19 protein-coding genes are annotated in these 23503 nt (G+C 64.9%); 9 read left to right on the plus strand and 10 right to left on the minus strand.

Annotated elements, in window-relative coordinates:
• Positions 1-45: 45 nt before the first annotated feature.
• Positions 46-1221, minus strand: a complete 1176-nt coding sequence (locus ACFOHJ_RS16760; protein WP_378222409.1) for a cystathionine beta-lyase — start codon at positions 1219-1221, stop codon at positions 46-48.
• 384 nt (positions 1222-1605) lie between these two features.
• Between ACFOHJ_RS16760 and ACFOHJ_RS16765 the strand changes: the two genes are divergently transcribed.
• The 4 genes from ACFOHJ_RS16765 to ACFOHJ_RS16780 all read left to right on the plus strand — a co-directional run bounded on the left by ACFOHJ_RS16765 (position 1606) and on the right by ACFOHJ_RS16780 (position 5876).
• The gene (locus tag ACFOHJ_RS16765; protein ID WP_378222411.1) at positions 1606-2634 is read left to right on the plus strand and encodes an amino acid ABC transporter substrate-binding protein; all 1029 of its coding nucleotides are present in this window, start codon (positions 1606-1608) and stop codon (positions 2632-2634) included.
• A gap of 70 nt (positions 2635-2704) precedes the next feature.
• Positions 2705-3895 carry an amino acid ABC transporter permease gene (locus ACFOHJ_RS16770; protein WP_378222413.1) on the plus strand — a complete coding sequence of 397 codons (1191 nt, stop codon included), beginning with the start codon at positions 2705-2707 and terminating at the stop codon, positions 3893-3895.
• A 1-nt stretch (position 3896) separates the two neighbouring features.
• Entirely contained in the window at positions 3897-5051 is a 1155-nt protein-coding gene (locus ACFOHJ_RS16775; protein ID WP_378222415.1) for an amino acid ABC transporter permease, read from the plus strand.
• A gap of 21 nt (positions 5052-5072) precedes the next feature.
• Complete coding sequence (locus tag ACFOHJ_RS16780; RefSeq protein WP_378222416.1) at positions 5073-5876, plus strand: amino acid ABC transporter ATP-binding protein; 804 nt, start codon at positions 5073-5075, stop codon at positions 5874-5876.
• A 19-nt stretch (positions 5877-5895) separates the two neighbouring features.
• Here the strand turns inward: ACFOHJ_RS16780 and ACFOHJ_RS16785 are convergent, their stop codons facing one another.
• Both ACFOHJ_RS16785 and ACFOHJ_RS16790 read right to left on the minus strand, forming a co-directional pair.
• Complete coding sequence (locus ACFOHJ_RS16785) at positions 5896-7107, minus strand: FAD-dependent monooxygenase (RefSeq protein ID WP_378222418.1); 1212 nt, start codon at positions 7105-7107, stop codon at positions 5896-5898.
• A 25-nt stretch (positions 7108-7132) separates the two neighbouring features.
• The gene (locus ACFOHJ_RS16790) at positions 7133-7378 is read right to left on the minus strand and encodes a zinc-finger domain-containing protein (protein ID WP_378222419.1); all 246 of its coding nucleotides are present in this window, start codon (positions 7376-7378) and stop codon (positions 7133-7135) included.
• Positions 7379-7538: 160 nt separating this feature from the next.
• Between ACFOHJ_RS16790 and ACFOHJ_RS16795 the strand changes: the two genes are divergently transcribed.
• Together ACFOHJ_RS16795 and ppx are read left to right on the plus strand one after the other, a co-directional pair.
• Positions 7539-9746 carry an RNA degradosome polyphosphate kinase gene (locus ACFOHJ_RS16795; protein WP_378222421.1) on the plus strand — a complete coding sequence of 736 codons (2208 nt, stop codon included), beginning with the start codon at positions 7539-7541 and terminating at the stop codon, positions 9744-9746.
• Positions 9743-11254 carry an exopolyphosphatase gene (gene ppx / locus ACFOHJ_RS16800; RefSeq protein ID WP_378222423.1) on the plus strand — a complete coding sequence of 504 codons (1512 nt, stop codon included), beginning with the start codon at positions 9743-9745 and terminating at the stop codon, positions 11252-11254. The genes ACFOHJ_RS16795 and ppx overlap by 4 nt, the downstream gene beginning before the upstream one ends.
• A gap of 74 nt (positions 11255-11328) precedes the next feature.
• Here ppx and ACFOHJ_RS16805 read toward each other — a convergent pair whose 3' ends face one another.
• The 5 genes from ACFOHJ_RS16805 to ACFOHJ_RS16825 form a co-directional block, all read right to left on the minus strand.
• Entirely contained in the window at positions 11329-11751 is a 423-nt protein-coding gene (locus tag ACFOHJ_RS16805) for a DoxX family protein (RefSeq protein WP_378222425.1), read from the minus strand.
• 198 nt (positions 11752-11949) lie between these two features.
• The gene (gene fumC, locus ACFOHJ_RS16810; protein ID WP_378222426.1) at positions 11950-13347 is read right to left on the minus strand and encodes a class II fumarate hydratase; all 1398 of its coding nucleotides are present in this window, start codon (positions 13345-13347) and stop codon (positions 11950-11952) included.
• Positions 13348-13472: 125 nt separating this feature from the next.
• Complete coding sequence (locus ACFOHJ_RS16815; RefSeq protein ID WP_378222428.1) at positions 13473-14756, minus strand: GNAT family N-acetyltransferase; 1284 nt, start codon at positions 14754-14756, stop codon at positions 13473-13475.
• Positions 14757-15017: 261 nt separating this feature from the next.
• Complete coding sequence (gene ctaD / locus ACFOHJ_RS16820) at positions 15018-16613, minus strand: cytochrome c oxidase subunit I (RefSeq protein WP_378222430.1); 1596 nt, start codon at positions 16611-16613, stop codon at positions 15018-15020.
• Positions 16614-16725: 112 nt separating this feature from the next.
• Entirely contained in the window at positions 16726-17361 is a 636-nt protein-coding gene (locus tag ACFOHJ_RS16825; RefSeq protein WP_378222432.1) for a 5-formyltetrahydrofolate cyclo-ligase, read from the minus strand.
• Positions 17362-17524: 163 nt separating this feature from the next.
• Between ACFOHJ_RS16825 and ACFOHJ_RS16830 the strand changes: the two genes are divergently transcribed.
• Positions 17525-18370, plus strand: a complete 846-nt coding sequence (locus ACFOHJ_RS16830) for a LysR family transcriptional regulator (RefSeq protein WP_378222433.1) — start codon at positions 17525-17527, stop codon at positions 18368-18370.
• Between the two features lie 26 nt (positions 18371-18396).
• Here ACFOHJ_RS16830 and ACFOHJ_RS16835 read toward each other — a convergent pair whose 3' ends face one another.
• The gene (locus ACFOHJ_RS16835; RefSeq protein ID WP_378222435.1) at positions 18397-18615 is read right to left on the minus strand and encodes a hypothetical protein; all 219 of its coding nucleotides are present in this window, start codon (positions 18613-18615) and stop codon (positions 18397-18399) included.
• Positions 18616-18994: 379 nt separating this feature from the next.
• Here ACFOHJ_RS16835 and ACFOHJ_RS16840 point away from each other — a divergent pair, with 379 nt between their 5' ends.
• Positions 18995-21013, plus strand: coding sequence for a hydantoinase/oxoprolinase N-terminal domain-containing protein (locus ACFOHJ_RS16840; protein WP_378222437.1), 2019 nt, complete (start codon positions 18995-18997; stop codon positions 21011-21013).
• On the opposite strand, the gene ACFOHJ_RS16845 is transcribed toward ACFOHJ_RS16840, so the two are convergent.
• Positions 21006-22550: an FAD-dependent oxidoreductase gene (locus ACFOHJ_RS16845; protein WP_378222438.1), complete on the minus strand. Its 1545-nt coding sequence runs from the start codon at positions 22548-22550 to the stop codon at positions 21006-21008. The two genes, ACFOHJ_RS16840 and ACFOHJ_RS16845, sit on opposite strands and share 8 nt — an antisense overlap.
• A gap of 153 nt (positions 22551-22703) precedes the next feature.
• Here ACFOHJ_RS16845 and ACFOHJ_RS16850 point away from each other — a divergent pair, with 153 nt between their 5' ends.
• Positions 22704-23399 (plus strand): RNA polymerase sigma factor, encoded by a 696-nt coding sequence (locus tag ACFOHJ_RS16850; RefSeq protein ID WP_378222440.1) that lies wholly within the window; start codon positions 22704-22706, stop codon positions 23397-23399.
• Positions 23400-23503: the final 104 nt, after the last annotated feature.

Consider the following 23503-nt stretch of genomic DNA (forward strand, 5'->3'; position numbering starts at 1 on the left):
AAATGAAGCCGGGAAAGGACACCGGCTTCATGTCGCATTTCCTTTTCAGGCGATGGCGGCGAGGCCCCTGGCTATGTCGGCCTTCAGGTCCTCGACGTCTTCAAGGCCGATTTGCAGGCGGATCAGCGGCCCCTCGTATTTTTCCTTCATGACGGTGCGGTCACCGAGGAATACGGGCACCGCCAGGCTTTCGTAGCCGGCCCAGGAATAGCCGAGGCCGAAGATCGTCAGCGCGTCGAGGAAGGCGTGCTGCTCCTTCTGGCCGCCGCCAGCCAATACGATCGAGAAGACCCCGCTGGAGCCGGAGAAATCGCGCTTCCACAGCGCGTGATCGGGGTGGCTGGCGAGAGCCGGGTGCAGCACGCGCGCGACAGCCGGCTGGCCTTCCAGCCAGGTGGCGATCTCGAGCGCGCTCTTGCGGTGATGCTCCAGCCGCACGCCCATGGTGCGCAGGCCGCGCAGCACCTGGTAGACGTCGTCCGGCCCGGCGCACAGGCCGAGCGCGCTGAAGGCCGCATCGAGCTTCGGCCAGCAGGCCTCGTTGGCCGAGACGGTGCCGAGCAGGACATCGGAATGGCCGGCCGGATATTTCGTTGCGGCATGGATCGAGATGTCGACGCCATGCTCGAGCGGGCGGAAATAGAGCGGCGTCGCCCAGGTGTTGTCGATCATGACGACAGCGCCGCCGGCATGCGCGGCCTTGGCGATGGCAGGGATATCCTGCATCTCGAAGGTGTTGGAGCAGGGCGACTCGGTAAACACCACCGTCGTGTTGGGCCTCATCAGCGCCTCGATGCCGGCGCCGATGCGCGGATCGTAATACTGCACCTCGACGCCGAGCTGGGTGAGCATGGTGTCGGCGAAATGCCGGGTCGGCCCATAGACGGAATCGACGATCAGCACATGGTCGCCGGCCGAGGCGAAGGCGAGCAGCGGCAGGGTCACGGCGGCAAGCCCGGACGGCACCATGACGGTGCCGGCGGAGCCTTCCAGCGCGTCGACGGCCTTGGCGAGGGCATCCGAAGTCGGGGTGCCATGCGTGCCGTAGGTGTATTTCTGGCCCCGCGAGACCAGCGTGGCGGCATCGGGATAGAGCACCGTGGAAGCGTGCACCACCGGCGGGTTGACGAAGCCGTGGTAGTCGCGCGGGTTGTAGCCGATGTGGGCGAGGCGCGTGTTGACGCCCATCTCCGTTTCGCTGTCTGCGCCGTTCTTTGCCATTATTGTGCCGATCGGTAAGAAAAATTTCGGTTGGATACAAGGCTAGGCATAGGGCCGCCTTTTGGCCAACGCAACCTTTCCCGGCCGCCAGGATCGGGCTTTGCCTAGGCCAAGCGGGGGAGCATGGCGCTTGCCGGTTTTCCTGCCCGACAGGCCTCGATGGCTACGCCTTGGGGCGATAGTAGATTCGATTTCCAAACGCTTCGCGATTTGGTCATTTTCCTTGACCTCACGAAAATAATCGCTTTCGATGCGTCCCGTGAACTGCCAGCGCATCCAACCCGATGCCGCGTGCCGGAAGTGGGCCGGCACGCTTCTTGCGTTCATGTGGGAAATAAAGCTCGGGCGTTAGCCTGGATAATTATAGAAAAGGGTCAGAGGGTCATGAAACACATTGCAATCGGCATCCTTGGTGCCGCGACGTTTGGAGTGATGGCCGCTTCCGCGTCGGCGAGCACACTTGACGATGTTAAGGCCAAGGGCTTCATCCAGTGTGGCGTCTCGACCGGTCTGGCCGGATTTTCCGCGCCTGACGACAAGGGGGAGTGGAAGGGCCTCGACGTCGACTTCTGCCGCGCCATCGCGGCTGCCGTTTTCGGTGACGGCACCAAGGTGAAGTACACGCCGCTCAGCGCCAAGGAACGCTTTACCGCCCTGCAGTCGGGCGAAATCGACGTCCTGTCGCGCAACACGACCTGGACCATCAACCGCGACACCGCGCTGGGGCTGAACTTCGCGGGCGTCACCTATTATGACGGCCAGGGTTTCATGATCAACGCCAAGAAACTGCCCGGCGTGAACTCGGCGCTCCAGCTTTCGGGCGCGGCGGTGTGCGTGCAGGCCGGCACCACGACCGAACTCAACCTTGCCGACTATTTCAAGTCGAACAAGATGGAATACAACCCGGTCGTCTTCGAAAAGCTGGAAGAGGTGAACGCCGCCTATGATTCGGGCCGCTGCGACGTCTACACCACCGACCAGTCGGGCCTTTACGGCATTCGCCTGACGCTGTCGGCGCCGGACGATCATGTCGTGCTGCCGGAGATCATCTCCAAGGAGCCGCTCGGCCCGGCCGTGCGCCAGGGTGACGACCAGTGGTTCCACATCGTGCGCTGGACCTATTACGCCCTGCTGCAGGCGGAAGAACTGGGCATCACCCAGGCCAATGTCGACGAAATGAAGAATTCGCCCAATCCCGAGATCAAGCGCGTGCTCGGCACCGAGGCCGACACCAAGATCGGTACGGACCTCGGCCTGACCAACGATTGGGTCGTCAATATCGTCAAGGCTGTGGGCAATTACGGCGAGATGTTCGAGCGCAACGTCGGCTCGGGCAGCCCGCTGAAGATCGCGCGTGGCCTGAACGCGCTGTGGACCAAGGGCGGCCTGCAATACGCCATGCCGATCCGCTGACCGCGGACGGAACGCACACCGGGAGGCGACACTGTCGCCTTCCGGCCCCTCGTAACAGGGAGGCCAGTGCATGGCATCGCAAGGGATTCTTGACGGTGGCAAGGCCAGTCGCGGTTCCTTCATCAATGACCCGAAGGTCCGCGGTATATTCTTTCAGCTTCTCGTCGTCGTTCTGCTCGTGGCGGCAAGCTGGTGGATCGTCAACAACGTCATCGACAATCTGAGGCGCTCCAACATCGCTTCGGGGTTCGGCTTCCTCAACAGCCGCGCCGGTTTCGACATCGCCGAAAGCCCGATCGCCTATTCGTCGGATTCGACCTACGGGCGCGCGCTTCTGGTGGGTTTCCTTAACACGCTGATCGTGGCGGCGGCCGGCATCGTCACCGCCACCATCATCGGCTTTATCGTCGGCATCGGCCGGCTGTCGCACAACTGGCTGATCCGCAAGATCTGCACCGTCTACATCGAGGTGTTTCGCAACATCCCGCCGTTGCTGGTGATTTTCTTCTGGTATTTCGGGGTCCTGTCGGTGCTGCCCGGCGCGCGCGACAGCATCCACCTGCCGCTCGAAAGCTTCCTCAACAACCGCGGCTTCTATTTTCCGCGCCCGGTGTGGGGGGAGGGCTCAGAACTGATCCTGCTCGCGCTCGCGATCGGCGTCATACTCGCCTTTTTCATGGCGCGACGCGCACGCCAGCGGCAGATGGCGACCGGGCAGACTTTTCCGGTCTTCCGGACGGCGCTGGCGCTCATCGTCGGCCTTCCGGTCCTGGCTTTCGTGCTGAGCGGCTTTCCGTTGAGCTTCGACGTGCCCAAGCAGTCGACCTTCAACCTGACCGGCGGCTTCCAGATCAAGCCGGAGTTCCTGTCGCTCTACCTGGCGCTGTCCTTCTATACGGCCTCCTTCATCGCCGAGATCGTGCGCGCCGGCATCCTCGGCGTCAGCAAGGGACAGACCGAGGCGGCGGAATCGCTGGGTCTGCGGGCGCGGCAGACATTGCGGCTGGTGGTGGTGCCGCAGGCGATGCGTATCATCATTCCGCCGCTCACCAGCCAGTACCTGAACCTTACCAAGAACTCCTCGCTCGCCATCGCCATCGGCTACCCTGACTTGGTGGCCACCGGCGGCACGGTGCTCAACCAGACCGGACAGGCGATCGAGATCGTCGTCATCTGGATGGTGGTCTATCTCGCCATCAGCCTCGTGACCTCTGCCTTCATGAACTGGTTCAACGCCAAGATGGCATTGGTGGAGAGATAAGGTGCAGGAACACGATCTTTCCTTCGTCCGGGCCGAAATGGTGGTGGCGCAGGCCGCGCCCAAGAGCGAGGCCGGCACCGGCGCCTGGCTGCGCAAGAACCTGTTTTCCTCGGTGGGCGATTCGGTCCTGACCATTCTCGGCCTGCTACTGGTCGCCTATCTCCTGCCGCCCTTCCTCGAATGGGCCTTCGTCAACGCCCAGTGGACGGGAACGGACCGCACCTTCTGCGCCACGGCCGCGCAGGGCGGCATCCAGCCGGACGGCTGGTCGGGCGCCTGCTGGGCCTTCGTCCAGGCGAAGTTCGGGCAGTTCATGTTCGGCCGCTACCCGATCGACCAGCGCTGGCGCCCGATCCTGGTGGCGGTGATGTTCGTGCTGCTGCTGGTGCCGCTGCTGATCCCGAAAGCGCCGCGCAAGGGCCTGAACGCGGTGCTGTTCTTCTTCGTCTTCCCGATCTTTGCGTTCGTGCTTCTCACCGGCGGCTGGTTCGGCCTGACGCATGTCGAGACGCCGCTGTGGGGAGGCCTGCTGGTAACGCTGGTGCTGTCCTTCGTCGGTATCGCCATTTCGCTGCCGCTGGGGATCGTGCTCGCGCTTGGCCGGCGCTCGGAGATGCCGGTGGTCAAGCTCGTCTGCGTCATCTTCATCGAGACGGTGCGCGGTATCCCGCTGGTCACGGTACTGTTCATGGCAAGCGTGATGCTGCCGCTGTTTCTGCCGGCGGGGGTCACCTTCGACAAGCTGCTCAGGGCGCTGATCGGCGTGACGCTGTTTGCGGCCGCCTATATGGCCGAGGTCGTACGCGGCGGCTTGCAGGCGATCCCCAAGGGGCAATATGAAGGCGCCGAGTCGCTCGGCCTTGGCTACTGGCAGAAAATGGTGCTGGTCATTCTGCCGCAGGCGCTGAAACTGGTGATCCCCGGGATCGTCAACACCTTTATCGGCATGTTCAAGGACACCAGTCTGGTTTACATCATCTCCATGTTCGATCTGCTCGGCGTGGTCCGCCAGAATTTTTCCGACGCCACCTGGGCCTCGCCGCAGACGCCGATCTCGGGTCTCGTGTTCGCGGCGCTGGTGTTCTGGCTGTTCTGTTTCGGCATGTCGCGCTATTCGATGTTCATGGAACGCCGGCTCGATACCGGCCACAGATAAAACGAAAAAGGGAACCGGCTTATGGCTACGGAAAACGCAGTCAGCGCGGAAGAGATCGAGGTCGATGCCGCAAAGATGCAGGTATCGGCTACCGATGTCGCCATCGAGATCACCGGCATGCACAAATGGTACGGCGAGTTCCATGTGCTGAAGGACATAAACCTCAAGGTGATGCGGGGCGAGCGCATCGTCATCTGCGGGCCTTCGGGCTCGGGCAAGTCGACGATGATCCGCTGCATCAACCGGCTGGAGGAGCACCAGAAGGGCTCGATCCGGGTCGATGGCAAGGAGCTGACCAACGACCTCAAGAAGATCGACGAGGTGCGCCGCGAGGTCGGCATGGTGTTCCAGCACTTCAACCTCTTCCCGCACCTGACGATCATGGAGAACTGCACGCTGGCGCCGATCTGGGTGCGCAAGACGCCGAAGAAGGAGGCGGAGGAAACCGCCATGCACTTCCTGAAGCGGGTCAAGATTCCGGAGCAGGCGCATAAATATCCGGGGCAGCTGTCGGGCGGCCAGCAGCAGCGCGTGGCGATTGCACGCTCGCTGTGCATGAAGCCGAAGATCATGCTGTTCGACGAGCCGACCTCGGCGCTCGACCCGGAAATGGTCAAGGAAGTGCTGGAGACGATGGTGAGCCTTGCCGAGGAAGGCATGACGATGCTGTGCGTGACGCACGAAATGGGCTTCGCGCGGCAGGTGGCCAACCGCGTGATCTTCATGGATCAGGGCCAGATCGTCGAGCAGAACACGCCGGCCGAGTTCTTCGACCACCCGCAGCACGAGCGCACGAAGCTGTTCCTGTCGCAGATATTGCACTGAGAAACGAGGCGCGCCGGGTTTATTCCGGCGCGCGCCAGCCGTAGAGCCAGTCGAGATCGGCGGCAAGCTTGTCGCCGGGCCGCAGCGCCAGCATCAGGTTGCGCGCCAGCGCCACCGGGCCGGCCGCATGCCAGGCGAGATGGTTGAGCGACCCGCGCCGGGCGACCTTGGCCACCCGCGCCTTGCGCTCCGCCTCCCACGAAGCCAGCGCGCCGGCGAGATTGACGCCCGCACGGTCGATCTGCGCCGCCAGCGTTGCCGCGTCCTCGATCGCCATGGCGGCCCCTTGAGCGGCAAACGGCGTCATCGCATGGGCGGCGTCGCCGATCAGGGCGATGCCTTGGGAAAACGCCCAGGCCCGGTGCCGGTCGACGGTATGGACCGGCCACGCCGTCCACGGCCCGGATTCGTCCGCGAGGCCGGCGAGCGCCGGCGCCGTATGGCGCATGGCCCGCCGCAGCGTGCCGATATCGGCCTTTCCGGACCAGCCTTGCGCCATTTTCTCGCCCTTGGTGAAGGCGACGAGGTTGAATGCCTCACCACCGCGCATCGGGTAGGCGACGAGGTGGAAGCCGGCATGAAGAAACGCGGTGACGCAGAAAGGGTCGGCGATGCGGGCAAAGGCCGCGCCGGCCGGGCTTTCGGCGGCAAGCGTGGCGCGCCATGCGAGTTCGCCGGTGAACCGGCTCTCGGGGCCCCCGGCAAGGGCGCGGACCGTCGACCATACGCCGTCGGCCCCGACCAGCAGCGAGCCGCTTTCCCGCACCTTCTGGCCATTAAGCGACAGCGTTGCGGTGACGCCCTGCGCTTCCGGCGTCACGGCCTCGACCCGGGCGTCGGTAAAAAGCTCGATTTGCGGCGTATGCCGCACCGTTTCCAGCAGGGCTTCCTGCACATCGCCGCGATGGGCGACCAGATAGGGGGCTTTCCAGCGCCGCTTTCCGCTCTCCCCCAGCGGGACCTTGGCCAGGGTGGAAAGCCGGCCGGCCTCCTTGAGCACGACCGCCTGCGGCTGCACCGCACAGGACAGCAGCCGGTCAAGCGCGCCGAGCCGGTCGAGGATATGGGTGGCGTTGGGAGAAAGCTGGATGCCGGCGCCGATGGCCTCGATCTGCGCGGCCTGCTCGAACAGGCGCACCTCGAAGCCGCGACGGGCAAAGGCGAGCGCCGCCGCCAGTCCCCCGATGCCGGCTCCGGCGATCAGGATCTGCCGGGCGTGGTCGCGGGTCACGGCGGGATCGGTCGGATATGGCTGGTCAGGCGGCCCGATTGATGTAGAGGCAGCCGGCCGGCCGCGTCTCGGTCGGCTTCAGTTCGGGCGAATAGCGGTAGAGCGTCGAGCAGTAGGGGCAGACTTTTTCGCTGTCGTCGCCGAGATCGAGAAAGACATGCGGATGGTCGAACGGCGGATTGGCGCCCACGCACATGAATTCCTTGACGCCGATGTCGATGGCCGGATGGCCGGCATCGTTCTGGAAATGGGGAATGGAGTGGCCTGCCATCTTCGTCTCCGTCTCAATTCGATCGGACTTCCTGCGTTTGGAGCATAAGGCCGACATTTGCAAGTTCGATGAAATGAAACTGTCGCAAAACCATGGCACAGGGTAGATTGAGCCGGTTAGCCGGCAAGCAGCATCGGGCGCGAGAACCAAGAGCAGGGACATGAACGAGCTGAAGCCGGTTCAGAGAGAATTCGACATCAAGGCCACCGAGGTGGCGGAGGACGGAAATCCCGACCGTTTCGTCAACCGGGAGTTTTCCTGGCTGCAATTCAACCGGCGAGTGCTGGAAGAATCGCTGAACGAGAATCACCCGCTTCTGGAGCGCGTCCGTTTCCTGTCGATCTCGGCCGCCAACCTGGACGAGTTCTTCATGGTGCGCGTGGCCGGCCTTGCCGGACAGGTGCGGCAGGGCATTGCCCTGAAAAGCCCGGACGGGCGCACGCCGCAGCAGCAGCTCGACCAGTTGCTGCGCGAAGTGGAGCGCCTGCAGGCGGACCAGCAGAAGAGCCTCTCGGTGCTGATGGAACTGCTCGACAAGCAGGGGATCGAAAGCATTTCCCGCGATGCGCTGACCAAGGACGAAAAAGCCTGGCTGGAAGAGCATTTCCAGGAGCAGGTGTTTCCGGTGCTGACGCCGCTTTCGATCGATCCGGCGCACCCGTTCCCGTTCATTCCCAACCTCGGCTTCTCGATGGCGCTCGATCTGCGCCACCGCAAGAACGGCGAGGAGATGAGCGCGCTGCTGCGCCTGCCGCCGGCGCTGAAGCGGTTCATCCGCCTGCCGGACCGCAAGGACCACATCCGCTTCATCCCGCTGGAGGAAGCCGTCGGCCTTTTCATCGGCCGGCTGTTCCCCGGCTACGAGGTGAAGGGGGCTGGGACGTTCCAGATCATCCGCGACAGCGATATCGAGGTCGAGGAGGAATCCGAGGACTTGGTGCGCCTGTTCGAGACCGCCTTGAAGCGCAGGCGGCGCGGCTCGGTGATCCGCATCGAGTTCGACAACCAGATGCCGGAGGAACTGCGCGATTTCGTCGCCGGCAAGCTCGGCGTCGCCTCCAACCGCATCAGCGTGCTGACCGGGCCGTTGGCGCTCAGCCAGATTTCCGAGATCGTGGCGATCGCCCGCGACGACCTCAAGTTCGTGCCCTACAACCCGCGCTTTCCCGAACGCATCCGCGAACATGGCGGCGACTGCTTCGCGGCCATCCGCGAGAAGGACATCGTCGTCCACCACCCCTACGAATCCTTCGACGTGGTGGTGCAGTTCCTGCGCCAGGCCATGGCCGACCCTGAAGTCGTGGCGATCAAGCAGACGCTCTACCGCACCTCGAACGACAGCCCGATCGTGCGCGCCCTGATCGACGCGGCGGAAGCGGGAAAGTCGGTGACGGCGCTGGTGGAACTCAAGGCGCGTTTCGACGAGGAAGCCAACATCCGTTGGGCGCGTGACCTGGAACGGGCCGGCGTGCAGGTCGTTTTCGGCTTCCTGGAACTGAAGACGCACGCCAAGATGTCGCTGGTGGTGCGGCGCGAGGAAGGCAAGCTGCGCAACTATGTCCACCTCGGCACCGGCAACTACCATCCGGTGACGGCGCGCATCTATACCGACCTGTCGTTCTTCACCTGCGACGCCGCCATTGCGCGCGATGTCGCCCAGATATTCAATTTCATCACCGGCTATGCCGAGCCCACCCAGGAGATGCTGCTGGCGGTGTCGCCGTTCACGCTGCGAAGCCGCATCCTGAAGCATATCGAGGATGAGATCGGCCATGTGCGCGAGGGGCGGGAAGGCCGCATCTGGATGAAGATGAACTCGCTGGTCGACCCGGCGATCATCGACGCGCTTTACGAGGCGAGCCGAGCCGGCGTCGAGGTCGACCTGGTGGTTCGCGGCATCTGCTGCCTGCGCCCGCAGGTGCCGGGGCTTTCGGAAAACATCCGCGTCAAGTCGATCGTCGGCCGTTTTCTCGAGCACAGCCGCATTTACTGCTTCGGCAACGGCCATGGCCTGCCGTCCGACGAGGCCATCGTCTATATCAGCTCGGCCGACATGATGCCGCGCAATCTCGACCGCCGCGTCGAGACCATGGTGCCGATCACCAACCCGACCGTGCATGAGCAGGTGCTGGGCCAGATCATGCTGGGCAACATCGTGGACAACCAGCAGAGTTTCGAAGTATTGGCGGATGGCACCTCGCGACGGGTGGTTCTGGAAGACGGCGAAGAGCCGTTCAATGCGCAGGAATATTTCATGACCAATCCGAGCCTCTCGGGCAGGGGAGACGCGCTGAAATCGCATGCGCCCAAGCGGATTGCGCAGTTCAAGCGGCGCAAGAAGCAGATCGAAGCAGCGGCAGGCGAATGATTTCAGTATCGCAAGGGCGGTTGCAGGACCGCCTGCCGGTGTCCGTCATCGACATCGGCTCGAACTCGATCCGTCTCGTCGTCTATGAGGGGCTGGTGCGCTCGCCGACCGTCCTGTTCAACGAAAAGATGCTGGCCGGCCTTGGCCGCGGCATCGTTTCGACCGGCAGGCTCGACCCGGAGGCGGTGACGCGCTCGATGGCGGAATTCCGCCGTTTCCGCTGCCTTTCCGAGCAGGCCGGCGCTGAACGCATGTTCGTGCTGGCGACCGCGGCCGCGCGCGAGGCGGTCAACGGCCCCGATTTCATAGCCCGTGCCGAGGAGGTGCTCGGCACTGAAATCCGGGTTCTGAGCGGGCATGAGGAAGCCTATTTCTCCGGGTTGGGCGTCATTTCCGGCTTCACGCCGGTCGACGGCATTTCCGGTGACCTGGGCGGCGGCAGCCTGGAACTGGTCGACATCAAGGGCGAGATCCGCGATGTCGGTATCACCCTGCCGCTGGGCGGCCTTCGACTGCAGGACATGGCCAAAAACTCTCTTGCCCAGGCGACCCGCATCGCCCGCGAGGAAGTGGCGCGGGCGGGGTTGCTGAAGAACGGGCAGGGCCGGCCGTTCTACGCCGTCGGCGGCACCTGGCGAAACCTCGCGCGGCTCCACATGGAGATGACGAACTATCCGCTCGGCGTCATGCATCACTACGAGATCGGCATCGACAGCGCGGCAAGCTTCCTTCGCCAGGTCGCCAAGGGCGACGTGGAAAAGACCAAGGGCATCGAAGGCATCTCGAAGAACCGCCGCTCGCTGCTGCCCTATGGTGCGATCGTGCTGCAGGAAGTGCTGGCGGCGATGAAGCCGTCGAAGATCATCGTGTCGGCGCTCGGCGTGCGCGAAGGGTTTTTGTACTCCCTGCTGGATGCGGAACTGCAGAAGGCGGACCCGCTGATCTCGGCGGCCGAGGAACTTGCCCGTCTGCGTTCGCGTTCCACCACCCACGCCCACGAGCTGGCGGCGTGGACCGGCACGACCTTCGCCGCGTTCGGCATCGACGAGACGGAGGACGAGGCGCGCTACCGGCAGGCAGCCTGCCTGCTCGCGGATATCGGCTGGCGCGCCCATCCGGAATATCGGGGCAAGCAATCGCTCAACATCATCGCCCATGCTTCCTTCACCGGCGTGGACCACCCCGGCCGCGCCTTCCTGGCGTTGACCAACCTGTTCCGTCATGAAGGCTTGTTCAACGATTCCGCCGCCGAACTGCAATCGCTGGCGACGCCGCGCTATCTGGAACGCGCCCGCCTGCTGGCGGCCTCGATGCGCGTCGTCTACATTCTGTCGGCGGCGATGCCCGGCGTCATTCCCCGGCTGAAATGGGAAAAGCAGGACGACGGCGTGCTTGCGCTCGTGTTGCCGCGCGAACTCGCCGGACTGTACGGCGAACGTCCGGTCGGCCGCCTGGCGCAACTGGCGAAGATCGCCAACCGTCAACTGGTGCTGGCGGTGGAAGACTAGGCGGCCTCGTCTCGCAGGCAGAATCAAAAAAGCCCGGATCGCTCCGGGCTTTTCTCATGCGGGGAAGGCTGGGATCAGCCGCGGCGGCCGTCGATCGACAGCGAACCGGCGCCGAGCACGGCCAGCAGCAGGAAGCCGCCGGTGATGGCGAGGTTCTTCTGCAGCATCAGGGCGTTGCCGGCCTGCGAGAAGTCGAGGTGGGCGGCAGCGGTGGCGGCCAGCGTGAACACGGCCAGGACGATGGCGGCGATCCGGGTCTTGAAACCGACCAGGATGGCGAGGCCGCCCAGCAGTTCGACCAGGCCGACGACGACGGTGGTAACGGTGGGCATCGGCAGGCCGATCGAGGCGAACCAGCCGGCGGTGCCGCCGATCGCGGTCAGCTTGCTGTAGCCGGCGATGATGAACAGGATCGACAGAAGTACGCGACCGGCCAGCACGGCGACCGGAGCGCTCGAAGAAGTGCCGGAACCGGCAGTGGAAACGGAAATGGACATTTTGGCTCTCCAAGGTTGAATGAGAGCCATATACATCGAATCGATTGTTCACATAAGATGCGATTCCGAAAACGGATCGTTCACAATAGGCGCGCCCCTTGGATCAGATGGGCGTAAGGCAGCGGTCGCCCGGAAAAATCCGGGCGGCCGTTCGACCGCGTGTGCGGTTCCGGGTGATCCAGCCGCTCGTAAAACGCCCTAGCCGGGGTGCGTCATGTCCTGCGGCCGCACCAGGCGGTCGAAATCCGCCTCGCTGACATAGCCGCCGCCGACCGCTTCCTCGCGCAGCGTGGTGCCGTTCTTGTGCGCCGTCTTGGCGATCTTGGCCGCGTTGTCGTAGCCGATGGTAGGCGCCAGCGCCGTTACCAGCATCAGCGAGCGCTCGAGCGCGGCCTTGATGTTGTCTTCGCGCGCCTCGATGCCGACGACGCAATTATCGGTGAAGGAGACCGCCGCGTCGGACAGCAACTGCACCGATTGCAGGAAATTATAGGCCATCAGCGGGTTGTAGACGTTGAGTTCGAAATGTCCCTGGCTGCCGGCGAAGGTCAGCGCGGCATTGTTGCCGAACACCTGCACGCAGACCTGCGTCAGTGCCTCGCACTGGGTCGGGTTGACCTTGCCAGGCATGATGGACGAGCCCGGCTCGTTTTCCGGCAGCGCCAGTTCGCCGAGGCCGGAGCGCGGGCCGGAGCCAAGGAAGCGGATGTCGTTGGCGATCTTGAACAGCGCAGCGGCCGTGGCGTTGACGGCGCCGTGCGTGAACACCATGGAATCGTGCGCCGCCAATGCCTCGAACTTGTTCGGCGCCGAGGTGAAAGCGATGCCGGTGATTTTCGCGATACGCTCGGCCACCTTTTCGGCAAAGCCGACCGGGGCATTGAGGCCCGTACCGACGGCGGTGCCGCCCTGCGCTAGTTCCTGCAGGCCCGGCAGCGTCAGTTCGATGCGCTTGATCGAGGAGGCGACCTGCGCGGCATAACCGGAGAATTCCTGCCCCAGCGTCAGCGGCGTGGCGTCCTGCGTATGGGTGCGGCCGATCTTGACGATATGGTCGAAGGCCTTCGCCTTGGCGTCGAGCGCGGCATGCAGGTGCTTCAGCGCCGGGATCAAGTCGTGGACGATGCGCTCGGCGGCGGCGATATGCATGGCCGTCGGATAGGTGTCGTTCGACGACTGGCTCATGTTGACGTGGTCGTTGGGATGTACCGGCTTTTTCGAGCCCATGACGCCGCCGAGCAACTCGATGGCGCGGTTCGAGATGACCTCGTTGGCGTTCATGTTGGACTGCGTGCCCGAACCGGTCTGCCACACCACCAGCGGGAAATGCTCGTTGAGCTTGCCGTCGATGACTTCCTGCGCGGCCTCGACGATGGTCTTGCCGAGGGCCGGATCGAGCCTGCCCAGATCCATGTTGGCCTCGGCGGCGGCTCGCTTGACGATGCCGAGCGCGCGCACGATGGCCGTGGGCTGCTTTTCCCAGCCGATCTTGAAATTGCCCAGCGAACGCTGCGCCTGCGCGCCCCAGTAGCGGTCGGCCGCGACTTCGATCGGGCCGAACGTATCGGTTTCTGTCCTGGTCTTCTCAGCGCTCACGGCCTGTCTCCATGCTAAAGATGGGAACGGCCTATCGCGTTGCACAAGAGGCTTCAAGGAGAGAATGCCGGCGCTCGCGATGCAAATCGGTTAAGCCCGGCGGACCCCGGCCGGGGGGGGGGCGGTCAGCGCCTGCGAAGCAACGCTTTCACACGGTTGCGCACGATGCGCGCCACGTTGCGCGTTTCGCGATAAAGGTGAAGCTGCGACGCCGCCTGGCGGGCGAGGCGGTCCGCGTCGGGCGTCAGGCCGATGATGAAGGTGCCGACCCGCCGCCGCTCCGTCCACAGCCGGCTCATCACCGGATGGTCCGGCACCGCGCAGGAATCGGTCACCACGATGTTGGGATCGTCGAGATGCTGCTTCGTCACCTCGATCATCAGCAGCGTGCCCGGCGAATAGGCCGACAGCGACTCGTCATAGGCCGTCTTCCACGTATAGGCGACGCCCTGTTCGACGAAGACGATCAGGCTGGCGATGGTGCGCCCGTCGAGTTCCAGCGAGTGGATGCGACACAAATCCCGCTCGGCGAGCCTGTGCACGGCTTCACGGGCGAAGGCCGCCCGGTAACGGTCGATCGCCATGGCGGTGCGTTCGCGGCCTTTCCAGCCGGCGGCCTCGAGGGAAAGGAAGCTTTCGATGGCGTGACGAATCTGCTCGGGGCCGCGCGCCACGGTATGCTCGAGATGGCCGGTTTCACCGAGGCGGCGCTTCAGGCGGCCGAAGCCGCGGTAGTGGTGCGGCCGCAGCGCATTCTTCAGGTAGTCCTCGCCATCGAGATCGCTTTGCAGCACGGGACGTTCGACTTCGCCGGTCGTGATCAGCATCAGGCCGCGCGCTTCCGCCGCGGTGCGCAGCAGGCTCGCGGTCGGCCCGTCCAGGCGCATGTCGGGCAGGGCCAGCACCTTCGGCAGGTTGAGGTGCGAGCGCGACAGCATGGCGAAGAAATCCTCGATCACGCCGACCGGATCGTCGCGGTCGAGGAGCGGCGTGCCGCTGGGGCCGAACGGATTCGCCCAGGTGCGCATGATTGGCGTGCCTATGGGCAGGACCGGCCGCTCGACCGAGAAGGGCACCAGCAGCCGCAGGCGGCTGCGGCTGTCGCCGCCGTCGCGTATGACGGCGAGCCGCACTTCGCGGTCTTCCAGGCGCGGCATCGCCGGGGCGAGGAAACGCGGGTTGAAGAAGACATTCGGCTCGACCGTGCGGGCGCACAGGTGGTCGAGTTCCTCGACGAGGTCGAAGCCGGCCGAGGCGGGGTAGATCGCCAGCTTGCGCTCGGGCCGCTCGCCAGCCAGAAGCTCGATATGCGCGTTTTCGGCGCTGTCGGGCGTGAGGCCCGCAAGGCCCGAAACCATCGCGCCGGCCGGCCCGCCACTGGTTTCCTCGATCAGGGGAATTGCTGCCATTACGCGGCCTGTCCGGATTGGAGGCAGGGGCGGAAAACGGCTGCATGGTGCAGCCTCGGGGGCTGCACTGCGATCGTTGCGGAAAGCCGCACCGGACTGACTCCGTCTGGTTTCTTTCGGGAGTGAGGTCTAGCAGGGGAGCCCTTAAGAAACGGTTGGGTGGCGCTCGGCCCGACCGGAAAAGGCTCGATCCATAAAGGAAAAGCCCGGGCTGGCCGGGCTTTTCCTTTCCGGGGAGGCTGGCCGCTGGGGGCCGAGCCGTCAGCGGATATAAGGCAGCGACTGGAACTGGTGGTAGGGCGGAGGCGAAGACAGCGTCCATTCCAGCGTCGTTGCCCCGACACCCCACGGGTTGGCGCTGGCGATGCGCTTGCGGGCGAAGGCCTCGGCGATCATGATGAAGAACACCACCAGGCCGAGCGTCGAGATGTAGGAACCGATCGAGGAGATGAAGTTCCAGCCGGCGAAGGCGTCGGGATAGTCCGCATAGCGGCGGGGCATGCCGGCCAGGCCGAGGAAGTGCTGCGGGAAAAACACCAGGTTCACGCCCACGAACATCAGCCAGAAATGCAGCTTGCCCAGCGCCTCGCTGTACATGTAGCCGGTCATCTTCGGGAACCAGTAGTAGAAGCCCGCGAAGATGGCGAAGGCGGCGCCAAGGGACAGCACGTAGTGGAAGTGCGCGACCACGTAGTAGGAGTCCTGCATGTTGCGGTCGAGCACGGGGTTGGCGAGCTGGACGCCGGTGACGCCGCCGATCGTGAACAGGAGCACGAAGCCCGTTGCCCACAGCATCGGCGTCTTGAAGGATATCGAACCGCCCCACATGGTGGCCAGCCACGAAAACACCTTCACGCCGGTCGGCACCGCGATGACCATCGAGGCGAAGGCGAAGTAGCGCTGGGTGTCGACCGACAGGCCGACGGTGAACATGTGGTGCGCCCACACGACGAAGCCGATCAGGCCGATCGCCACCATCGCATAGGCCATGCCGAGATAGCCGAAGATCGGCTTCTTGGAGAAGGTCGAGATGACGTGGCTGACGATGCCGAAGCCCGGCAGGATCATGATGTAGACTTCCGGGTGGCCGAAGAACCAGAAAAGGTGCTGGTAGAGGATCGGGTCGCCGCCGCCGTCGGGGATGAAGAAGGTGGTGCCGAAATTGCGGTCGGTGAGCACCATGGTGATCGCCCCGGCCAGGACCGGCAGCGCCATCAGGAGCATGAAGGCGGTGACCAGCATCGACCACGCGAACAGCGGCATCTTGTGCATGGTCATGCCCGGTGCGCGCATGTTGAAGATGGTGGTGATGAAGTTGATCGCCCCGAGGATCGAGGATGCGCCCGACAGGTGGATGGCGAAGATCACGAAGTCCACCGCGGGGCCGGGCTGTCCGGATTCGGAGAACGGCGGATACATGGTCCAGCCGCCGCCATGTCCGTCGACGCCCGGCGCGCCGGGAACGAACAGCGACAGGATGAACAGCAGGAACGATACCGCCAGCAGCCAGAACGAGATGTTGTTCATGCGCGGGAAGGCCATGTCCGGCGCGCCGATCATGATCGGCACGAACCAGTTGCCGAAGCCGCCGATCAGCGCCGGCATGATGACGTAGAAGATCATCACCAGGCCGTGCGAGGTGACGATGACATTATAGACCGCAGGATCGGAGAAAATCTGCAAGCCGGGTTCCTGCAACTCCATGCGCAGGAGCACGGACAGGCCCGTGCCCAGGATGCCGGCGATCATCGAGAAGACCAGATAAAGCGTTCCGATGTCTTTGTGGTTGGTCGAGAACAGCCACCTTCTCATGAATGTGGGCTTGTGTTCCTCGGGAACGGTTGCGGAAATAGACATATCTTTAGCCCTGCCTTCTTCTTGTCCTTCTTGCGGGAAGTTCCGGTCCTGGAGACGGGCACCGATCGGTGATCGTTGCCGCAGGCAGGGCCGGCCTGCCTTTCTGTTGAATTCACGCGTCGGTCACGATTGCGTCCATGGCGATGTCGTGCGGTTGCGGGTAGATGGTCGCCACCCTGGAAGCGGCGTAGCCGACGCCGATGACGAATGCCCGCCGCGGCAGCGTGGCGAGCGTCCGGTCGAAGAAGCCGCCGCCATAGCCGAGGCGGTAGTTGGCGGCGTCGAAGCCGACCAGCGGCGCGATGACGATGTCGGGCTGCACGGACGGCCCGCGCGCCGGCACCAGGATGTTCCACATGCCGCGCTCCAGCGGGTCGCCCGGCGTCCACGCCCTGAATTCCAGCGGCCAGTTCTTGCGGATGACGACCGGCAGCGCGATGCGGCCGCCGCGCTCGATCACCCGGATCGACCAGTTGCGCAGGTCGGGCTCGCCGCGGAACGGCCAATAGCTGCTGACGGTGCGGCCGCCGGTCTTGCCGATGGTGCGATCCAATGCCGCAGCGATGCGGTTCGCGCTGTCATGGCGCGCCGCGACATCGAGGGCGAGGCGGGCGTCGAGCAGGCGCTTGCGCTCTGCCTGGCGCCAGCGCGCGACGTCGGCCCACGCATCCCGAGGCGCGGGCGCATGGTCGCGGCCGGGCTCCAGCTCATGCATGAAGCATGGAGGCGAGGCGTATTCGCCGCTCATCGGACTGGAATTTCCCTCTTCTGCATCAGCAAACCGTTGTGAGCCGTGGTGACGGACAGACTCCGCACCCGACTTTCGGCGACCGTGCTCCGCTTGAAAGGGGAAGACAAATGGAATTAAATGCAGCGTTAGTGCAAATTTATTGCATTGATTGGAGACTTTCTTGGATATCGACCGCGCCCGGACTTTTCTGGAAATCGTGCATTCGGGCAGTTTTTTACGGGCGGCGGAACGCCTTCACGTCACCCAGACAACGGTGAGCGCGCGCGTGCGCACGCTGGAGGACGAACTTGGCCGGCAATTGTTCGTGCGCAACCGCAACGGTGCCCACCTGACGCCGGCGGGGCGGGAATTCGTGCGGTTCGCGCAGTCCTTCGTCCAGATCTGGGAGCGTGCGCGCCATCAACTCGCCATCCCCCTCGGCCGGACGGGCGTCGTCGCGGTCGGCGGGGAACTGAGCCTGTGGAATCCGCTGTTGCTGGACTGGCTGGTGTGGATGAAGAAGGCAAAGCCCGAAATCGCCATCCATGCCCATGTCGGCGTGCCCGATCAGCTTATCGACCAGCTCCGCACAGGCGTCCTCGACATCGCGGTGCTCTACGCGCCCAAGCTTTTGCCTGGTTTCAGGGTGGAACTGTTGCAGGAGGAGCAACTGGTGCTGGTGCGGGCGGACGGCAGCGAGAATGCGGGCGAAGAGAAGAAGAGCTACGTCTATGTCGACTGGGGGCCGCTTTTCGCCGCCCAGCACGAGGCGAGTTCTGCCGCCGTCGGCGAATCCGGCCTGTTGATCGGGCTTGGCCCGTTGGCGCTGAGCTACATCCTGCGCGCCGGCGGCATGGGCTATTTCCGGCGCAGTTCGGTGGCGTCCCATATAGCCAATGGCGAATTGGAACTGGTAGAGGGCGCGCCGGAGTTCACCTATCCGGCCTATGCCGTCTATCCCGAAAACAACGACGGTCGCCCCGATGTGCAGGATGCGCTGGATGGCCTCAAGGAAGTGGTCGGCTAGGGCCGGCCGCCGCAGCGGGGCCCGTGTCAGCCGTGCGACGACAGGTTTTCGCGCGCGGCGAGCAAGGTGGTGATGACGAGGTCGCGCCCGGCGCGGTTGATGCCGACGCCGCGCGGACGCGCTTCCGCCAGCCCCAGCCCGATCAGCCGTTCGGCCATGGCCGGTTCGAGTTCGGGGTAGGGACCGCGGTTCATGCGCTTGAGCGCCGTCTGCTCGTCCTTCGTCAATTCGTTCCAGGCTACCATCGGTCGAGAATTTCCGTGAAATTGCGCAAGACGCGGGGCGGCAGGCGTCGCCGCCGCGTGCTTTCGGCAGGAAAGCATGAAATCGGCAGCCGCAAAAGCAAGGATGCGCCATCTTACGTCGCAATCCTCCACGCAAAATAGTTGCATCGAACTCTATATGAACCATGCTTGTCTGGCATTAACGGTACGGTGGCGTTCAGCCGTGGCACCGCTAAGCTTGGCTGGCTTGCTTTTTATTGGGACAAGGGCAATGCCTCTGCCTAATCATGCCGCCCAACCCGTGGGCACCGTTCTAGCGCCGGTCGCGCCAGCCTTTCCTCAGGTCCGCGGATGATGCCTGCCCGTCTCGCATCCCGCCAATAGTTTTCAGGCGATAGAAATGACAGTGACTGTGACCCATGGCTCTTCGCTCTATCTCGGCATCGACACCGGCGGCACCTATACCGACGCCGTGCTGTGGTCGGAGGCGGCGGGCGTGGTGGCCAAGGCAAAGTCGCTGACCACCCGACACGACCTTGCGGAAGGCATCTCCGGGGCGGCCGACGCCGTCCTGCGCGAGGCGGATATAAAGCCCGGCGTGATCAAGCTTGTCTCGATGTCGACCACCCTTGCCACCAACGCGCTGGTCGAAGGGCAGGGCGGGCGCGTCGCGCTGGTCATGATCGGCTTTTCCGAGGACGATCTCGATCGTAGCGGCCTCGCCAAGGCGCTCGGTTCCGACCCGGTCGTGTTCTGCCCCGGCGGGCACGACGTTCACGGCAATGCCGGCGAACTCGACCTTTCGGCGCTGGAGGCGGCGCTGCCGGAACTGGCCGAGACCGTGTCCGGCGTCGCCATCGCCGGCTATTTCGCCGTGCGCAACCCGGAGCATGAGATCGCGGCGCGCGCGCTCGTGCGCGAGCGCACCAACTTGCCCGTCACCTGTTCGCATGAACTGACGTCGAAGCTCGGCGGGCCGCGGCGCGCCCTGACCACGCTTCTCAATGCCCGGCTGATCTCGATGATCGACCGGCTGATCGATGCCACGGAAGGCTTCCTGGCCAGGCGTGGCATTGCGGCGCCCTTGATGGTGGTGCGCGGCGACGGCGCGTTGATTACCGCGGAGTTCGCCCGCTCGCGGCCGATCGAGACCATCCTGTCCGGCCCCGCGGCGAGCCTGGTCGGCGCGCGGCATCTTACCGGCTTCGACGATGCCGTGGTCTCCGACATCGGCGGCACCACCACCGATATCGCGGTGCTCGACGGCGGCCGGTTGCGGCTCGATCCGGACGGCGCGACCGTCGGCGGCATGAGGACCATGGTCGAGGCGGTCGCCATGCGCACCTTCGGATTGGGTGGGGATTCGGAAGTGGCGTTGCACGAACGTTCGCTGACCCCGACCCTCATCCTTGGCCCGCGCCGGCTGGTGCCGCTGTCGCTGGCGGCCATGAAGCATGGCGAGATCATCGAGAAGCACCTGAACCGGCAACTGCTCAGCCCGGTTCCGAGCCGGCTGGACGGTCGCTTTGCCATGCGCACCGGCGTGCCGCAGCGGCTGGAATCCGGCATGAGCCATACCGAGGCGCGCCTCTATACCGAGATCGGCGCGGTTCCGGCTCCGCTCGATCGCCTGCTTGCCTCCAACGCGCAGGTGGCGACCCTTAACCGCCTCGTCGGTCGCGGGCTGGTGCACATCATCGGCTTCACTCCCTCCGATGCCGCCCATGCGCTCGGCCGGCAGGCCAACTGGACGGCTGGCGCCGCCCGTCTCGGCGCGGAAGCGTTCTGCCGCCGGCGCGACGGACAGGGGCGCCTGATCGCCGAAAGCGCCGACGATTTCTGCCAGATGGTGCTGACGGCGGTGACCCGCCGCTCGGCCGAGGTCATCCTGGAGACCGTCTTTTCCGAGGACGGGCTGGAAGGCGAGGAATCCGTCGCCAGCCCGCTGGTGCAGCGCGCGGTAAGCCAGCGCGACGGCATGGCCCGGCTTGCGATCGCGCTCGACCGGCCGGTGATCGGCCTCGGCGCCTCCGCGCACCTGCATTATGTCGGCCTGCCGCGCCTGCTTGGCAACGAGTGCGAGGTGGCCGCCGACGCCGATGTCGCCAACGCGCTGGGCGCGGTGGTCGGCCAGGTGCGCATGTCGAGCGAGGCGCGCGTCAGCCAGCCGGAGCCCGGCCTGTTCCGGCTCAATGCCGGCGAGCGGCTGGACGACTTCGAGACCGAGGAAGAGGCGATGCAGGCCGCCGAGACGCATGTGCGGGCGGCGGCGATCGAACTGGCCGAGCGCGCCGGCACCGACCAGGCGCGGGTCGAGATCACCCGCGATATCCGTGTCGCCACCGTCGAGGACGAACGCACCTTCGTCGAGGCCTTCGTCGTCGCGACGGCGTCGGGCCGGCCGCGCGTGGCTAGCTGACGGCCCGGCGCCTGCCCTCGGCCTCCATCGAGGCCTCGCAATCCAGCGCCTGGAGGTCGCGGCCGATGGCGGCGACCGCGACGACGTGGCCGTCCTTCTTGTAGCCAACCATGCAGTCGCGCGCGGCAAGGCTGCCGTCGATCTCGATCCTGTCCCAGCTCGTCGCGTGGCCGACATAGCGGATCGTCATGTCGTAATGCGCGCTCCAGAAGAACGGCACGTCGAGGAAGGGGCGGCGAAGGCCGAGCATGTTCTCGGCTGCTGCCTGGCCTTGCCGCTCCGCAATCACCCAGTGCTCGACACGCCTGCGCTCGCCGCTGGTGAGGTCGTGCCAGCGGGCAGCGTCGCCGGCGGCGAAAATGCCGGTCTTGTCCGTTTCCAGGTATTCGTCGACGAGGATGCCGCGATCGGTGGCGATGCCGGCCTTTTCCGCCAGCGTCACGCGGGGGCGTACGCCGACGCCGATGATGACTAGGTCGGCATCCACTTCGCGCCCGTTGCTGAGCAGCACGCTGCGCTCCTGGATGCTGGCGATGGTGGCGTTCAGGTGGAAGGTGACGCCGTGTTCCTCATGGATGGTGCGGATGAAGTTGCCGAGATCCGGGCCGAGCACCTTTTCGAAGGGTTGCGTGTCCTGCGTCACGACATGCACCGAGAGGCCGCGCTCGCGTAAGGCGGCCGCCGCTTCGAGGCCGATGAAGCCGGCGCCGAGGATGACGGCGGATTTCGACTTGCCGGCCTGCTCGATAATGGCGCGGCTGTCCGCCATCGAGCGCAGCGTGAAGACATGCGGGCGCTCGGCGCCCGGGATTTTCAGGCGGACCGGCTCGGCGCCCGTCGCCAGCAGCAGCCGGTCGAAGGGGAAGCTTTGCCCGTCCTGCGTGGTCACGACACGGGCTTGTGTGTCGATGTCGGAAACGGTGGTTCTCAGGTGCAGGCCGATCTTGCTGTCGGCATAGAAATCGTCGGAGCGCAGCGGCATCCACGCTTCCTCGGCAGTTCCCGCCAGATAGTCCTTGGAAAGGTTCGGGCGGTCGTAGGGCGCGTCTTCGTCGGAACTCAGCATGGTCAGGTCGCCGCCATAGCCGCGCCGGCGCAGCATCTCGGCGGCCGCGAAGCCGGCGGCGCCGCCGCCGACGATGACGATGCGCCGCGGATCGCGGCCGGTGTCGCGGCTGGCCGCGCCGTCGCCCTTCGCCAGTTTCTCGGTGACGAACACCTTTCCGTCCCTCTGTTCAACCTTCCAGCGGGGCAGGGGGTCGAAGGCCGGGGCGCTCAGCGCCTCGCCGCTGCGCAGGCTGAAGCAGGCATGATGCCAGGGGCAGCGGATCGTATCGCCGACCACGATGCCTTCGCCGAGCGGGCCGGAATAATGGGTGCAGGTGGCGCCGACCGCGAAAATCTCGTCGCCCGCCCGCGCCAGCACCACGGCCTTCTTCCCGACTCGCCCCAGCAGCCGGTTTTCGCTGCCGAAGTCGGAGAGCGAAACGCCCTGCTCCAGGTCGGGGCCGGAATCCTGGTTTCCATGCGATGCCATGCGGGTTCTCCTTCGATTGCGCAGGGATGAGTGCCGGCCAGCCGACGCTTCCGTTCCCTGTTCGATGTTCTACCCGGCGGAAGGTTCCTCGTAGTATGATCGGGAACCTTTCGTCTTGCTAGGCATCCTACCGCGCAAGACAGGAGAAATGAAATGGCCGACAGAGTGAAAAGCGCAGCCGCACTGGTTGCGGCGCCAAGCGATACGGAACTGGTGCGCCGGGCCCTGGCGCGCGATGCCTCTGCCTTTCGCGCCATCATGAAGACGCACAACCAGCGGCTCTACCGGCTGGCGCGTGGCATCGTGCGCAACGACGGCGAGGCCGAGGATATCGTCCAGGAAGGCTATGTGCGGGCGTTCACGCATCTGGAAAGCTTTCGCGGCGATTCCACGCTGGCGACCTGGCTGTCGCGCATCGTCATCAACGAGGCGCTGGGGCGGCTGCGCAAGAAGCGCCGGGCGCTCGAGCAGTCGATGTCCGACGATCCGGCCGTCGAGGCCAAGATCATCCAGTTTCCTTTGAATACTCCCAACGACGACCCGGAGCGGACGATGGCGCAGCGGCAAATCCTGCAATTCGTGGAGCGGGCGACCGACAACATCCCCGATATCTATCGTACCGTGTTCGTCGCCCGCGTGATCGAGGGGCTGAGCATCGAGGAGACGGCCGACCTGCTCGGCATCAAGCCGGAGACGGTGAAGACACGGCTGTTTCGCGCCCGCAACCTGATCCGCCGGCAACTGGACGAGCAGATCGGCCCGGTGCTGCTCGACGCCTTTCCCTTCGCCGGCCAGCGCTGCGAGCGCCTGACGGTCGCGGTGCTGAAGCGGCTCGGCTTGCAGGAATAAGCCTCGCTTTTTTGCGGGAACGTTTCTTCGCGGCCCGCATCAAACGGATGTTCACTCAAAACTGGTGCCCGCCGCCTCGGTGCGCCGGGCCAAGGAGGCTTTTC

Origin of the sequence: Aquamicrobium soli, from assembly GCF_042646345.1 — a bacterium.
Lineage (GTDB): Bacteria > Pseudomonadota > Alphaproteobacteria > Rhizobiales > Rhizobiaceae > Mesorhizobium > Mesorhizobium soli_A.

Bases quoted from the DNA above. Each gene is read 5' to 3' on its own strand.
- ACFOHJ_RS16760 (WP_378222409.1), bottom strand. From the start codon at position 1,221: ATGGCAAAGAACGGCGCAGACAGCGAAACGGAGATGGGCGTCAACACG.
- ACFOHJ_RS16765 (WP_378222411.1), top strand. From the start codon at position 1,606: ATGAAACACATTGCAATCGGCATCCTTGGTGCCGCGACGTTTGGAGTG.
- ACFOHJ_RS16770 (WP_378222413.1), top strand. From the start codon at position 2,705: ATGGCATCGCAAGGGATTCTTGACGGTGGCAAGGCCAGTCGCGGTTCC.
- ACFOHJ_RS16780 (WP_378222416.1), top strand. From the start codon at position 5,073: ATGGCTACGGAAAACGCAGTCAGCGCGGAAGAGATCGAGGTCGATGCC.
- ACFOHJ_RS16790 (WP_378222419.1), bottom strand. From the start codon at position 7,378: ATGGCAGGCCACTCCATTCCCCATTTCCAGAACGATGCCGGCCATCCG.
- ACFOHJ_RS16795 (WP_378222421.1), top strand. From the start codon at position 7,539: ATGAACGAGCTGAAGCCGGTTCAGAGAGAATTCGACATCAAGGCCACC.
- ppx (WP_378222423.1), top strand. From the start codon at position 9,743: ATGATTTCAGTATCGCAAGGGCGGTTGCAGGACCGCCTGCCGGTGTCC.
- ACFOHJ_RS16805 (WP_378222425.1), bottom strand. From the start codon at position 11,751: ATGTCCATTTCCGTTTCCACTGCCGGTTCCGGCACTTCTTCGAGCGCT.
- ACFOHJ_RS16815 (WP_378222428.1), bottom strand. From the start codon at position 14,756: ATGGCAGCAATTCCCCTGATCGAGGAAACCAGTGGCGGGCCGGCCGGC.
- ctaD (WP_378222430.1), bottom strand. From the start codon at position 16,613: ATGTCTATTTCCGCAACCGTTCCCGAGGAACACAAGCCCACATTCATG.
- ACFOHJ_RS16825 (WP_378222432.1), bottom strand. From the start codon at position 17,361: ATGAGCGGCGAATACGCCTCGCCTCCATGCTTCATGCATGAGCTGGAG.
- ACFOHJ_RS16835 (WP_378222435.1), bottom strand. From the start codon at position 18,615: ATGGTAGCCTGGAACGAATTGACGAAGGACGAGCAGACGGCGCTCAAG.
- ACFOHJ_RS16840 (WP_378222437.1), top strand. From the start codon at position 18,995: ATGACAGTGACTGTGACCCATGGCTCTTCGCTCTATCTCGGCATCGAC.
- ACFOHJ_RS16845 (WP_378222438.1), bottom strand. From the start codon at position 22,550: ATGGCATCGCATGGAAACCAGGATTCCGGCCCCGACCTGGAGCAGGGC.
- ACFOHJ_RS16850 (WP_378222440.1), top strand. From the start codon at position 22,704: ATGGCCGACAGAGTGAAAAGCGCAGCCGCACTGGTTGCGGCGCCAAGC.